Raw genomic sequence first — 13,886 nt, 5'->3', positions numbered from 1 at the left:
TAAGAAATGGCAAATACACAGATTTAGGAAGGGCGTATGTAATGGTTTTTCTTACTTACTGAAAATGGGACACAGGGGACAGGGCCCAATAAGTTTTACACCTGGGACAAGGAACTGGAAGAGGGGGCGGATTACAAATAGCGGGTTCTGTTTTAATCGAATTTCACGAGAAAATCGCAGTGTTTTTTATCGATAAAAAATGGTCCAGTTCACAAAACTGGGCCATACCTTGTCTTTATTTATAATCGTTTCTCGTACTACCCATTAGTTTAAAAAGAATGGAATTATAGAAACCATTCACCTTGAGCCATTTTTACTACTTTTCCACCTACATAAACGTTGATTTTTTCATTATGGTCATCTGCTTTTAAAAATAGTAAGGAAGGTCTTTTCATCTCAAATCCTTGTTCTACCCGAATGTTAATTTCCCTTTTATTAAAATATTGATATTTTACTAAGTAGGAAGCTAAACATCCATTCGAACTACCGGTAGCTGGATCTTCGGGAATGCCATAATAATCTGCAAAGTCTCGAACATTTAGATCATTTTCCGAATGATATGTTTCAGGACAAAAAACCATGATTGCCTTTGCATCCGTTTGTTCAATTAATTCAAAGTAATTCTCTTTCTTTATTTTTACATTTTTCACTGCTTCTAAAGATTTTAATGGGACAATAATCACTGGAAGTCCGGTAGAAACTTCTTGGATCGGAAATCTTTCATCGATGTTTTCTTTCTCAATGCTTAAAACATTAGAAACCTTATTCGGATCTAACATTTGACCAAAAGTTGGTTCATTTTGTTTCATCCATAAAACTTCTTCCAGGTGATCAAATGAAACAGGTATCTGACCTCCTTTGAAATTTAACCTAACGTTTTCTGATGATCCATTTAATAGTTCGTGTTGAATGATAAAGGCCGTTCCTAAAGTAGGATGACCAGCAAAAGGAATCTCTTCATTTGGGGTGAAAATACGAACATCATAACCCTCATCATTTTTAGAATCTGACAATATAAAGGTAGTTTCAGAATAATTGACTTCTTTTGCTATTTGTTGCATTTCATGATCAGAAAGATGACTCGCGTTTTTAAAAACTGCGAGTGGATTTCCTGTATATTTCCCTTGTGAAAATACATCAACAATCGAATAATTTATCTTCTCCATAAGTATTTTCCCTCTTTTATTATTCTTAATTTAAGTAATATACCAATTATTTCATTATCATTTACAGAAATAAAGACAAAGTGTTTCTACTAACCCAATTTATTTGCTTAATAATTGTCTTGATTCCGGAATGGAATGGAATGTAACGATTATTAGTTTCTTTTTAACTTCTTATTGTTAGGCCCATTATTTGTTGGGGCGATTTTAGCGATTCGTGGAGAGTTCGTTGTTCGGATAGCGGGTCTTTCGGCTTTAGCGATCATTTTAACGATTATTGTCATTGGAGTCTACATTTTCTCGCTTCAGGGTGGATTGCCTGAAGCGGGTTGAAACGGCGCGGTTATTGGTGAATAGTGGATTATTCTGGATTCGGTTTGCAACGATATTTATTGCTTTCGCTTTGCTAGCATTGGCTTATAATAATAGTAAAATGCGCAGTAAAAGTATCTATACCGCTGCTTTTACAATCTTGTTGATTAGTGAATGTATTGGTAGATTGCAATTTTACGAGACGGCGATTCATTTATAAAAAATGTTTAGTAAGATGGGTTGTCCTGACCGTTAGCATTACGTACTAAAGGGTTGCTTACTTCAAGTGAATAGAGTGCTAGCAGATTGATATCTTAATAATATAAGTTGCTAGTACTTAGGATTTGGGAGGAGGTCGAGTATAATGAATATTTTTAAGTTGGCTAATGGAATTGATAAAAAAATGTCTCCGTTACAAGTGGAGGCGAATCTATGTACACACATCATCTCCCCAAGGAGTGAGTGTCATCGCTGTGTCGAACATTGTCCAACCAACAGTATTTCTTTTAATAAAAATGAGATTGTCATCGATGAGCATTGTTTAGAATGTGGGTTGTGCACAACTGTATGCCCAACCAATGCGATCCTGTCTCAACGACCTTCTCTTAATCAATGGATTTCAGATACCATTCGTACATGTAAACAAAATGAAAAAGTTTATTTACATTGTGAGAAAGTAAAGATTCCGAATCAAGACGTAGTGACGGTGAAAGTTTCTTGTTTTGGAGCAATTCCGAGGGAAGCGTGGCTCGCGATTAGTGGCGAATGCAGTGACAAGCTTAGTATTTATCATCCTGATGAAAGCTGTCATGAGTGTGAAGTTTCTACCGGTGAACGCGTGTGGCGGAAAGAGTTGCAACTAGGGGAAGCGATGAGTTCACGGCAACTCAAAATTTGCGGAGCTATTGAATACCCAAAACAACAAGTTCAGTATGATCAAAATCGCAGAAGCTTTTTTTCGACCTTGTTTGGTGAAGTAAAATCAACCAATAAACTTGCAATGAAAGAATGGCTAGCTATCGATAAAATTCGGACCTATCAGGACAAGATGAAGGAAGAGCCTGTGTTACGACTGGAAAAAGAATGGCAAGACGTCGCAAATGATGTCGTCGAGAAAATTACCCATGTAGCGTCTTATCCGTATATGACGAAGCGGAAGGTTTTACTCGAGGAGTTAACCAAAAATGAAGTTCTGCAACACCGGTGCGATGTTCGACTCCCAGAAATCTCCCCTAATTGTACCCTCTGCGGGGCCTGTGCCATCCTTTGTCCGACAGACGCACTTGTATTAGAACGTGAGAATGGACATGAAAAGATTACACTTAATCCTTCTAAATGTGTAGACTGTCAGTTATGTGAAGAGATCTGCTTTTTTGAAAGTATTACCCTGAAACATGTCGCCAATGGTGCATTGTTGGGTGGACCGGCTGTATTAGTTGAAAGGGACACAGGTTCCTTGTCCCAGGTCTAGACTTTCAAAGAATACGTCTAGTGAGGTCAAACTCACTGGCGTTTTTTTATTTTGTGATCTTTAAAACCAAGACCGGAAGTGAAGCAAGTACAATATCCTTTCCTTCTAAGTTTTATACGTTGGGAGATGACTTGTCACTATATTCTTCATATAAGATTCCTTTTTAACAATTCTGTGAACTGCATGTTAAATTCCCCTATGACAAAAAGCAAATGCTATAATATATTCAATGTTTCCCCATTTTACAAAAGCAGCTGTATTCTGCTAAATTTCTCCCCTCTTATTTGCCACAACATTTTCAATCCTATTAATATCCGTTTTCAAAATCAACACCTCAATCCGTACATCCATGTCTTCATGACTTAAATATATAAATTCCCATTTAAAATTGAAAAGGAATGATGGAATGAAGAACAGCAAAGTTGCTCAAAACCTGGTCGAAATGATCCAAACAGAGGAAAAGGCAAAAACATTTCGGATGGATTATCCAGTGTCAGAAGACTTAAGAGCTAAAATGGTTAACGAAGTGTTTAGTGATTTCTCAGCCTTTGTTTATGAAGAGTTTTATAATGATGAAACTCTTATGATTCTGAAGGAATTTGTAGAGGAATCTAATCCAAGTGTGCTAAAAAGACAATGTTTACTAGATAACTTGTTTTGGTGGCAAATCTTATATCAAACAGCGCAGAATACTGTGAGTTGCGTAGAGGAATATTTATCAGTGAAGTTTGATCGCCTTAGAACCAAGCCTTTCATGACATCGTGGCTAAGGAAATGTGATAAAACGGTTCCGAACTTTTATTTTATTGGGGAAAAGTTTAGTGACAACCATTTTCTAGTAGTTGATCTTTTAACCCAAAACGTATTGGAAGTATTCCTGTGTCACTCTGATGCAAGATCACCGAAAAGAGGTGGAATCGTAGCAGGTACCCTGCATCCTTTAGGAGGTGGACTATATTTTCCAGTCGTTGATTTTTATCGTTTTGATTATGAAGCCAGAGAAGCAATCTGCAGCTGTTTCCACCACCACTATGAAAAATTCTCAAAAAGCTCTACCCCTCACGAGACCTTTCTTCATGTTCTTTCCGTGATGTTACAAATAGAAAAGAAGATCGCCACAGACAAAAGGAACATGCCCCGCTAGTTTTATAGGTGAGGACGATGCACTGACCCTAAGTTCCGATCCGAGAGTAGACTCCTATCCTTAAACTAGTAAGAACGTACTGAAAAAACTTTCCCATGTCCTAGGGGTTTTTCCGCGGCAACTAAGGCCCAAAATAGATTAAAGAGATTTTAAGTGCTATAATATTTATAACAGAACAACATGATAAAAGACTCCTTTGTAGAAAAAGTATTTTTTTGCAAAGGAGTCTTTTTTACGAGGAGATTGTGAAGTTATGAGCAACTTTTGTTTCGAGACTTCATCCCTGATTAAGAGGATAAGGCAAGGAAACAATCATGGAAAGAAGGGGGTTGGAAATAGGAAAGTACCTATATTTATTAAGATTATCCAGCTGATAGTGTCAATATTATGTAAAATATTCAACATAAAAAAGACGCAAATATGAATAGGGAACTGAAAGAATTCCACATTAATGGATGGAAAGAAGATGGTGAAAATGAAAGTAAAAGCACTTCACCTTTTTACTGGAATCCTACTGCTTACGGTTGCAATAGGTGCTATTTACGCAGGAATCGGTTTTATTTTAAAGCCAGATGGAAGTTATTTAGGTTTGAACGTAAATCTATTAAAAGATTCGCCATTTAAAACCTTTTTAATTCCAGGATACGCTTTGTTAATTGTAAATGGCATAGGAAGTTTACTTGGTAGTTTATTATCATTTAAACAATCCCTTGTAACTGGAAAAGTGACATATATACTCGGGGTATGTATGGTCATTTGGATTCTTGCCCAAGTATATTGGATAGGATTCCAAAGTATCTTGCAGGTTATCTTCTTAGCGGTTGGAATTTTTGAAATTTTATTAGGGTGGATGATGTCCAAAAATCAATGGAGAAATTTCAAGAAACGAGTACGAGATGATTCTCATTTATTGCCACGGTCGTAAGGTTTGCGTTGCTACAAAACCCTACATCACCTGGACAGTGTGCCTAGGCACTTGTCCCGATAAAAAAATGTAGAAAAATGGATAAAGTCAGTTTATTATTATTCTTATCAGGCAAAAAAAGTATGAGACGGAGGGACAGGTTCCTTGTCCGATTTGGGACAAGGAGCCTGTCCCTCCGTCCCGGGGAAGAAAGGAGGCGCTTGATGAGGAGAGTTGTGATGGGTTTTGTAATCCCTTTCATGTTGCTGCTATTTGTTTCTACAAATGTGCTAGCACAGGGAGAGGAAGAGAAATTGGAAATTGAATGTGAAGCTTTTATTATCATGGAAGAAGGTAGTGGCAGGGTTTTATATGAAAAGAACGCTGACAAACGGATGTATCCTGCAAGCTTAACAAAAGTTGCTACTGCCATTTATGCCATCGAAAATGGGAACCTTGATGGAATTGCTACTGTTAGTGAGCGTGCTCGACACGCAGATGGCACAAGAGTTTATTTAGAAGAAGGGGAGCAAGTTCCTTTAAGGAAGCTTGTTCAAGGATTGTTGATAAATTCTGGGAATGATGCAGGCATAGCGATTGCGGAACACATGGAAGGTTCGGTTGAGGAATTTGCGATCCATTTGAATCAATATTTGAAAGAAATTGGTCTCCATGATACTAACTTTAAAAATCCTCACGGGTTATTTGATCCTGAACACGTTACGACAGCGAAAGATTTAGCGAAAGTAACACAATATGCGATGAAAAATGCAGAGTTCCGCTACATTTTCGGCACCGAGGAATTAAAATGGGATGGTGCGGCTTGGGATACTACCCTGTTCACTCATCATAAATTAATGAGAGGAAGGCCCTATGAAGGGGTTACAGGCGGAAAAACGGGTTATGTTGATGAATCAGGAAACACTTTAATTACAACAGCTAAAAGAGAGGATTTGTCTTTGATTGTTGTGGTTTTAAAAGGACCCTCTTCCAATAAAGCCTATGCGGATACAGTCGAGCTGCTTGACTATGCCTTTGATGAGTTTAAACTCATCGATATTCCAATGGGAAAAGAATATAAACAAAATGAACATACATACGTAACAAAAGAACGCTATACCTTTCCGATTTCTCATGATGAAGTATATAAAGAGAATATAACTGCAGACGGGAATCTCGAAATATCCATTGAAAATCAGGATTTTCTGGCTACTCTTCCTTTAATTAACGAGTCAAAGGAAGTGGTTATGCAAAGTCCAACACCTACGAAATTGGCAACTAGCCAGCCTAAGGAACCTAAGGATGAAGAAACACCTTTTAAAACCTTCTATCTATATACCGGACTATTTCTTACACTTATAGGAATTTATATCATTTTTACGGTTAGACGGAGAAAGAAACAAATTAAAAAGTCAAGATCGCTGTGATTGACTTATTTTAATAGAGTTAATATCCCTTATCGAAAAAGTCGATTCCCTAACGTATAGGAAATCGACTTTTTTTAGGGACACTAGGGACAGGCACCTTGTCCCAGCCAATATTTACGGCAGGACAAGGGACCTGTATCCTCCCAGATCGTTTTTACCGAAAGCCAAGGTTCCTGTCCCTATGTCCCATCTCCCTTTCTCCCACCCCAAAAATTGTCTATTTATTGAAAAAAGCTGAATTTTAGTTATTTGTACCTATAAATATAGTAAAATTATTATAAAATATAGAACAATTCAATTCACGAACAAGAATTTTTGCTTCAATAAAAACGGGGGAGAAAAAGTGAAACTTAAAAAGAATCAGCTGCTAAATAATCCTGCTTTTTTTCGCTACAGTTTTGTTGTTCTTTTAATAATCAATACGACTTTACTTTTTTATGATGTGGGTGAAAACCATATCTATATTCTATATATCCTTGCAACGGTCTGCTTAGGGATCGGATTTTTTAATCGTCCGATCTGGCTCTTAATGACGTTAACTACATTACTAGTGTTCATTCGCTTCATGCAGGGACCTGAGTCTACTACTTTGCTTAAACTAATGATTTTGGAAAGCTCCTATCTTATCATTATGTTTATCTCTGTTGGTTTTATGAAAAAGCATCAAAAGATTAAGGAGGATCAATTAGAATTAATTTCTGCTCTTTCTAAGGCTTTGGATTCGAGAGATAGCTATACATCCGGGCATTCACAAAATGTATCAATTTACGCTACGAACATTGCGGTGAAGATGAAATTGTCTAATGACCTCATTGAGGCAATCAGAATTGGTGGTTTACTACACGATATTGGGAAAATCGGAGTCCCAGAGTCGATTCTATTAAAACCAGGTAAATTGAGTAATGAAGAATTTAGGATTATTAAAAATCATCCATTGATTGGTTATGAGATGATTAAACACGTAAAGGAATTCCATGACAAAGGGATATTAGATATGGTGATGTATCATCACGAACGATATGACGGGAAGGGATACCCAAATGGTCTAAAGGGAGAGCAAATCCCATTCGCTGCTCGAATCATGGCCGTTGCAGATTCCTTTGATGCAATGACATCAAAAAGAGTCTACAGTCAAAAAATGTCGATAAAAGATGCTTTGTTAGAAATTAAAAATAATAAAGGAACACAATTTGACCCTGAAATTGCAGAGGTTTTTCTAAGCTTATTTGAGACAAATGAACTTGATTTGAACATCAGAGATACTACCGCGCAAGTTAATAGTAAAAAAGATGAAGATATGCCATTATTAGAAAACCTGGGATAAAAATATATGACAGGTTGGTAAAAGGATGATGAAGTCAATGGGATTAAAGGGACGGATTACAACAACCTTACTTGTTAGCACATTAAATTTACTATATATTACCCATTATTATCTGCGAGATGGTTTCGTTGCTCAGATCGAGTTTATCGGCCTTCCTGTCATGATCATGCTAGCCTGGTGGTTTGGAAAACAATATGATGTCGTAAAATATTATTCTGAAAAAGATACCTTAACGAAACTCTATAATCGAAGATACATTGATACATTTATCTCCAAACTCGAGAGAAATGGTGGAGAATTTGCCATTGTCCTTCTGGATCTCAATGACTTTAAAATCATTAATGATATTTACGGACACAAAGCCGGAGATCATTATTTAAAGAGTATTGCTAGCCAACTCGAGAATACTGCGGGGAAAAAGGAAATCGTTGCACGTTGGGGTGGCGACGAATTTATAATCATTTTTCCTTATACACCTAAAAAGAGAGAATTGGGGAAAAGAATTGAAGAGATTCGTCAAAGGCTCAAAAACGTATCACCAAACGGATTAGAAATTGGTGTTTCCATCGGAACGGCTATATACCCAAGTGAAGGAAAGACCTTTGACGAATTATTAAAAGCAGCAGATCAAAATATGTATAAAGACAAAGCTCAAAAAAATAAAATAATAGGCAGATGATTTGGGACACCAGGGACAGGTCCCTTGTCCCAGCTCGTTTTTACGGCGGGAGAAGGGACCTGTCCCTGAAAACAAGAGGATTGCAATTGTTGTCTGAATATTCGATAATTATATAAAGGATAAAAATTTACAAGGAGGAGATAGTTTGGGAGATATACTTAAAATGCAATTTGAAGTTATAAGAGAAAGAATAGTACAAAAATTAGCTGATTTACCTTTTGAGGTAGTGGATCAGCAACCAGAAGGATTTAACAATAATATACATTGGAATTTGGGACACCTATTATGGATAACAGAAAAATTTCTATTTAAGGAAAATGGACAACTACCTGCTAACTACGAAGAATATTTCGGAGCTGGGACGAAACCTGCTGACTGGCAGGGAAACGTACCAACTATGGATGAATTGTTCGAGAGTTCAAAAGAACAACTAAATAGGATTTGGGAAATTCCAACTGAGCGTTTTCTTGAGAAACTTCCTGAACCCATAATTGGTAGACATACAACTGGGGAACTGGCGGGGTTTTTGGTCTTTCATGAGGCATACCACTTTGGACAAATGATGGCAATGAAAAGAATTGTTACCTGATTTTTAGTAGTTAAAGGTCAGAATGTTGACGACTAAATATCTTGCAGGAAAATGAAAGGGCTTTCTAATAAGGCCCTTTCTTTTGGTGATTAGCCTCCTGTTAGGTAAATGAACTATTAAAAGGATCTACTAATTCAATCTATTACTTTTGTTTAGCTTACAATTGTTTTGTAAAAATCACAATTAGATTAAAAAAGAGTGATTATCTTCACTTTCAAGCTCTCTATCTAAGGATATTGTATTGTTATAAGATATCAGAATTATCAATATATTAACACGTAAGAGCTAAAGAGCTAATAGGATATCGACTTTACCCTATATTGATAACACTTAAATCTTTAAAAGAATTCTAGAAAGTGAGGATGAAAAACACATCATCTTAAAATCATGATCTTAAAGGAGAGGCTGTCATGTTTAATTTTACGGAAAGTGAAGAGCAAAAAAGAATGCTAGCGGAAGCATCGGACATTATGGATCAATATGTGTATCCAAATGAAAAGTACATGGAACCACATCGTGGATTGCCTGATAAGATTTTAAAACCACTTCAGCAGATTGTGAAGGAAAAAGGTCTCTGGGCAGGGCATCTTCCTAAAGAAGTGGGAGGCATGGGAAATGGCTTTGTCTCCCTTGGTCTTCTATCAGAGGTAATCGGTCAAAGTCCGATTGGACCGTACGTTTTCGGATCCATGGCACCTGATGCTGGAAATGGTGAAATATTGGTGCATGCAGCAACGGCTGAGCAAAAGGAAAAATATTTAAACCCTTTAGCGGCTGGTGATATTCGCTCCTGTTTTGGAATGACTGAGCCTGAGGTAAGTGGATCTGACCCAACGACACTTCAAGGGAGAGCGGAAAAAGTTGGAAATGAATGGGTGATTAATGCTCATAAATGGTATACAACGGGTGCGGTTGGATCGTCCTTTTGCATTGTTATGGTGGTAACCGATCCTGATGCTGAAAAGCACAAACGAACAAGTCTCTTTATCGTTGACACCGATAATCCTGGTTTTGAAATCATCCGTGAAGTACCGGTGTTGGGGGATCATTATCCTGGTGGTCATTGTGAAGTTCGGTTCAATGATTGTCGAATACCAGAAGGAAACATGCTTGGACAGAGAGGAGAAGGATTTAAATTAGCACAGTTGCGTCTAGGTCCTGGAAGAATTACACATGCGATGCGCTGGTTAGGAGTGGCACGGCGTGCAATAAATGAGATGATCGCATTTTCATTATCTAAAAAGGTTGGAGATAAAACACTGGCTGATTCCCAAACCATTCAAAATTTCATTGCCGATTCGGAAGCGGAAATTCAAGCTTCAAGGCTGCTAACTTTACAAGCTGCTTGGAAAATGGATCAGGGGGATGAAGCTCGAAAAGAAGTCTCACTTATTAAACTCTACGGAGCAACTGTTTTAAATAATGTCTTGAATCGTGCAATCGATGTGCTTGGGCTATATGGCCTCACACCAAACACACAACTAGAAGGTCTTTACCGTGAGGCCAGGGCTGCCCGTATTTATGACGGTGCGGATGAAGTCCATCGTATGGTTGTGGCAAGACAAGTGCTTAAGGAATTTAAAAAAAAGGAGCGTTTGAATGAACCAGCTTCCGTTTCAAAATAAAGCTGCTTCGACAGGGATAGATTGGGTAAAGGTGGAAAACTACCTCCGAAGTCAAAATATTCACATTAATTATGTAAAGCTTGAAGTTCAAGCGTTTTCTGCAGGATATTCAAACTTAACCTATTTGATCCAATTGGGAGATTGGAAAGCGGTCCTGAGAAGGCCGCCATTTGGACCAATACCACCGAAAGCCCATGATATGAAAAGGGAATATGACATTTTGTCCAAATTAAATACGGTATTTCCACTTGCACCAAAGCCTTATCTTTACTGTGAAGATTCTAGCGTTATGGAACGTCACTTTTATGTAATGGAAAAGAAAGAAGGAGTGGTGATGGACGATACTTTTCCAGAGGAATTTCGTACCATTCCGAATGCCTGTCAACAAATTTCAAAAGCGGTTGTTTCGACATTGGTCAAGCTGCATGAGGTGAATTACAAGGAAGCAGGGTTGGAAACGATTGGGCGACCAGAGGGATATTTAACTAGACAAGTTCATGGATGGATAAAGAGATATCAAAACAGTAGAACCGATGAGATAAAGGGAGTGGAAGCGCTTGAACAATATCTTTTGAAGTCTATTCCGGAATCCTCTGAACCAACGATTGTCCATAATGATTTTAAACTGAATAACATGATGTTTGAAGCAAACAACCCTAGTAAAATTATCGGTGTTTTTGATTGGGAGCTAAGTACAATAGGAGACCCGCTTACAGATGTGGCGGCTATGATCGCTTATTGGGAACAAAAGGGGGACCTATTTACAGGCTTAACCTCGGTCACGAGGGAATCCGGCTTTGCTTCAAGAAGGGAAATGCTTGAGAGGTATGCTCTGCAAAGTGGAAGAGATGTCAGTCAAATTGATTACTACTTGACCTTCGCTTTTTATAAAATTGCCGTCATCCTACAACAACTCTATTACCGCTGGAAAATTGGGAAAGCACGAGATGACAGGTTTGAAAGATTAGGAGAAGGGGTCGTCAATTTAATGAGGCTCGCAGAACGTGCGCAACGAAAAGAGCTTCTCGGGTAAGTATGAAAATGACTATGAACGTCATTACTGGAGGGGAATAAGATGAATAACCATCTAATGATAGATGATCATTTAGACATATTAAAGAAGACGATAAAGCTATTTGTAAAAGAACAGGTCGCTACTGTTGAGCTAGGACAAAAGGAATATATAAAAGAATTATCCCCAGAGGTTGTTTCCTCACTAAAGGAAAAGGCGAGGGCGGCAGGATTGAGGGCGTTAGGGGCTAAAAAGGAATGGGGCGGCGCAGGTCTTTCCTTATATGAGCGAAGTGTCATTTACGAAGAGGCTTCGCAACATCGGCTAGGACTCTATCATCCCGCTGGAGATGCTTTTGGGGAAGAACTGCCAAGCTTTTTGGGAGAATGCACCCAAGAACAAATCCATTCTTATGTCGAACCAGCCGTTCAACAAGGGAAAGGGTGCTTTCTTGCAGTATGGGAAGAACTTGAAGATAATCATTTAGAAAGAATCACTTGTACAGCTGAAAAAGATAGGGATGAATGGGTGATTAATGGTCACAAATCGTATATTCAAAAAATGGATCAATCCAGTTTCGGGGTTGTGTTGGTAAACTGCATGGATGAGACTGGGGCCGTCAAGCCAACCTTATTTATTGTCGAAAAAGATGATCATTTTGAGAAAAGGGAAACAACGCTGATTGATGTACAGAAATCGCATGAATTATTCTTCAAGGACTTTCGAATCCATGATCGTCGAAGAATTGGAAAAGTAGGGGAAGGGGCCGAGTTGGTTAGGCAGTGGTTAACGGAATCCCAAGTCCTTTTAGCTGCGAGAAGCTTAGGTGTTGCCGTAAAAGCATTAGAATATGCAAAAGAGTATGCCAAGATCCGAATTACGAGAGGGCAGCCATTAATTGAGTTTCCTTCTATCCGCTCCATGTTTGGAAATGGAATCATGAATCTTCTAGCAGCAAGGTTGTTGGTTCAAGATGCAGCTAAAAAGGTAGATCAAGGAAAAAAGGATGCTAGAATCGCAGCCCAAATGGCCAAACTTTATGGAGTCGAAACAGCTGCGAAAATAATTGATGATGCCCTGCAAATTCACGGAGGTGCCGGATTCGCTGGTGATTTGCCAATTGAAAGATGGTATAAAGAAATCCGTTTAGCAAAGGTAGATTTACAAAAGAAAGAAACAATAATTGAGGAAATAGCCGGACTGTATCTCTAGGGACACCAGGGACAGGTCCCTTGTCCCGGCTCGTTTTAACGCTGAGATAAGGTGCCTGTCCCTATTTCCCTCAATACAATTTCTGCAAAAGCTTCTACTGCTGGGGACAACCATTTTTCCCTTTTTACTAGCATGTGGGAGTATATTGGGTCGAATTGTTCAGTATGTCCGAGAATTTTTAGCTTCCCTTTGTTTACTTCCTCTTTGACCGTAATATAAGGCAAAACAGCAAATCCTAATCCACTCAGGACTGTTTGTTTGATTGCTTCAATACTCCATAACTCCATCGTTTGAAAACCATGAATGTCATGCTTTAATAGACATTTTTCAAACATACTCCGATAACCACAGCCTTCTTCATTTGTGATGAAAAAATAATTGTTGGCATTTTTTTTATAATCATCAAAATGGTCCGGACCCTCATGACTACCCACAAGGACAATCCTTTCCTCAATTAAAGGGTAATGAATACATTTTTCCACCTGTAATTCCGGATAAACCATTAAAGCGACATCGACCCGTCCGCTGATTAAATCAAATTGATTTTGCCCGCATGTACCATTGGTTAAGATTAATTTTACATGAGGATACTTTAAGGAATATTCCCTAATGATAGGGCTTAATCTAGAGATGGTTAAAGACTCTGGTGCAGCCACTTTTAATACTCCATTTACATCTTGGGCTGTTCGCATGTTTTTAATTTGCTCGTGAGTTGACAGCAAATCTTCTGCTAAAGGGATCAATTCCTTCCCCAAATGGGTTAGTTGTAACTTTCTTTTTACATAAGTAAAGAGTTCCCCACCAATCTCATGTTTAAGTGCTTGTATATGAGAAGTGATAGTAGATTGTGTGTAACCTAACTTTGAAGCAGCCCCCGTATAACTTCCGATTTCAATTATGGTTTGAAAGGTTAGTAGATGTCTTATTTCCATGGTATTGCTCCTTACTTCGCACGATGTATCGAAAAAAATGATAATGACTTTTTCGATTTCAATTTTATTAATGGTTGAGATTATCTTACAAT

At 38.1% G+C, this 13,886-nt stretch carries 13 protein-coding genes; 11 read left to right on the top strand and 2 right to left on the bottom strand.

What is annotated here, in order from left to right:
- Positions 1-284 precede the first annotated feature (284 nt).
- Positions 285-1,166, bottom strand: coding sequence for a PhzF family phenazine biosynthesis protein (locus LG336_RS15280; protein ID WP_404328356.1), 882 nt, complete (start codon positions 1,164-1,166; stop codon positions 285-287).
- Positions 1,167-1,446: 280 nt separating this feature from the next.
- Between LG336_RS15280 and LG336_RS15275 the strand changes: the two genes are divergently transcribed.
- The 11 genes from LG336_RS15275 (at position 1,447) to LG336_RS15225 (ending at position 12,862) form a co-directional block, all read left to right on the top strand.
- Positions 1,447-1,695 carry a hypothetical protein gene (locus LG336_RS15275; RefSeq protein WP_404328355.1) on the top strand — a complete coding sequence of 83 codons (249 nt, stop codon included), beginning with the start codon at positions 1,447-1,449 and terminating at the stop codon, positions 1,693-1,695.
- A gap of 144 nt (positions 1,696-1,839) precedes the next feature.
- Positions 1,840-2,946, top strand: a complete 1,107-nt coding sequence (locus tag LG336_RS15270; protein WP_404328354.1) for a 4Fe-4S binding protein — start codon at positions 1,840-1,842, stop codon at positions 2,944-2,946.
- A 406-nt stretch (positions 2,947-3,352) separates the two neighbouring features.
- Positions 3,353-4,090, top strand: a complete 738-nt coding sequence (locus LG336_RS15265) for a hypothetical protein (protein WP_404328353.1) — start codon at positions 3,353-3,355, stop codon at positions 4,088-4,090.
- 466 nt (positions 4,091-4,556) lie between these two features.
- Positions 4,557-5,015 (top strand): hypothetical protein, encoded by a 459-nt coding sequence (locus LG336_RS15260; RefSeq protein WP_404328352.1) that lies wholly within the window; start codon positions 4,557-4,559, stop codon positions 5,013-5,015.
- A gap of 203 nt (positions 5,016-5,218) precedes the next feature.
- Entirely contained in the window at positions 5,219-6,421 is a 1,203-nt protein-coding gene (locus tag LG336_RS15255) for a D-alanyl-D-alanine carboxypeptidase family protein (protein ID WP_404328351.1), read from the top strand.
- A gap of 343 nt (positions 6,422-6,764) precedes the next feature.
- A complete protein-coding gene (locus tag LG336_RS15250) occupies positions 6,765-7,745 on the top strand; it encodes an HD-GYP domain-containing protein (protein ID WP_404328350.1) in 981 nt (326 codons plus the stop codon).
- Between the two features lie 25 nt (positions 7,746-7,770).
- On the top strand, positions 7,771-8,424 hold the full coding sequence (locus LG336_RS15245) for a GGDEF domain-containing protein (protein WP_404328349.1): 654 nt from the start codon (positions 7,771-7,773) through the stop codon (positions 8,422-8,424).
- A 145-nt stretch (positions 8,425-8,569) separates the two neighbouring features.
- Complete coding sequence (locus LG336_RS15240) at positions 8,570-9,013, top strand: DinB family protein (protein ID WP_404328348.1); 444 nt, start codon at positions 8,570-8,572, stop codon at positions 9,011-9,013.
- Positions 9,014-9,423: 410 nt separating this feature from the next.
- Positions 9,424-10,638 (top strand): acyl-CoA dehydrogenase family protein, encoded by a 1,215-nt coding sequence (locus tag LG336_RS15235; protein ID WP_404328347.1) that lies wholly within the window; start codon positions 9,424-9,426, stop codon positions 10,636-10,638.
- Positions 10,613-11,671, top strand: coding sequence for a phosphotransferase family protein (locus LG336_RS15230; protein ID WP_404328346.1), 1,059 nt, complete (start codon positions 10,613-10,615; stop codon positions 11,669-11,671). Before LG336_RS15235 ends, LG336_RS15230 begins: the two co-directional genes overlap by 26 nt.
- Positions 11,672-11,713: 42 nt before the next feature.
- A complete protein-coding gene (locus tag LG336_RS15225; RefSeq protein ID WP_404328345.1) occupies positions 11,714-12,862 on the top strand; it encodes an acyl-CoA dehydrogenase family protein in 1,149 nt (382 codons plus the stop codon).
- Positions 12,863-12,897: 35 nt separating this feature from the next.
- Here LG336_RS15225 and LG336_RS15220 read toward each other — a convergent pair whose 3' ends face one another.
- Positions 12,898-13,794 (bottom strand): LysR family transcriptional regulator, encoded by an 897-nt coding sequence (locus LG336_RS15220; RefSeq protein WP_404328344.1) that lies wholly within the window; start codon positions 13,792-13,794, stop codon positions 12,898-12,900.
- Between the last annotated feature and the right edge of the window lie 92 nt (positions 13,795-13,886).

Origin of the sequence: Mesobacillus maritimus, from assembly GCF_044803185.1 — a bacterium.
Lineage (GTDB): Bacteria > Bacillota > Bacilli > Bacillales > Cytobacillaceae > Mesobacillus_B > Mesobacillus_B maritimus_B.
This window is presented reverse-complemented; position numbering and strand designations above follow the sequence as displayed.

Bases quoted from the DNA above. Each gene is read 5' to 3' on its own strand.
- LG336_RS15255 (WP_404328351.1), top strand. From the start codon at position 5,219: ATGAGGAGAGTTGTGATGGGTTTTGTAATCCCTTTCATGTTGCTGCTA.
- LG336_RS15220 (WP_404328344.1), bottom strand. From the start codon at position 13,794: ATGGAAATAAGACATCTACTAACCTTTCAAACCATAATTGAAATCGGA.
- LG336_RS15225 (WP_404328345.1), top strand. From the start codon at position 11,714: ATGAATAACCATCTAATGATAGATGATCATTTAGACATATTAAAGAAG.
- LG336_RS15230 (WP_404328346.1), top strand. From the start codon at position 10,613: ATGAACCAGCTTCCGTTTCAAAATAAAGCTGCTTCGACAGGGATAGAT.
- LG336_RS15280 (WP_404328356.1), bottom strand. From the start codon at position 1,166: ATGGAGAAGATAAATTATTCGATTGTTGATGTATTTTCACAAGGGAAA.
- LG336_RS15260 (WP_404328352.1), top strand. From the start codon at position 4,557: ATGGTGAAAATGAAAGTAAAAGCACTTCACCTTTTTACTGGAATCCTA.
- LG336_RS15270 (WP_404328354.1), top strand. From the start codon at position 1,840: ATGAATATTTTTAAGTTGGCTAATGGAATTGATAAAAAAATGTCTCCG.
- LG336_RS15235 (WP_404328347.1), top strand. From the start codon at position 9,424: ATGTTTAATTTTACGGAAAGTGAAGAGCAAAAAAGAATGCTAGCGGAA.
- LG336_RS15245 (WP_404328349.1), top strand. From the start codon at position 7,771: ATGATGAAGTCAATGGGATTAAAGGGACGGATTACAACAACCTTACTT.
- LG336_RS15265 (WP_404328353.1), top strand. From the start codon at position 3,353: ATGAAGAACAGCAAAGTTGCTCAAAACCTGGTCGAAATGATCCAAACA.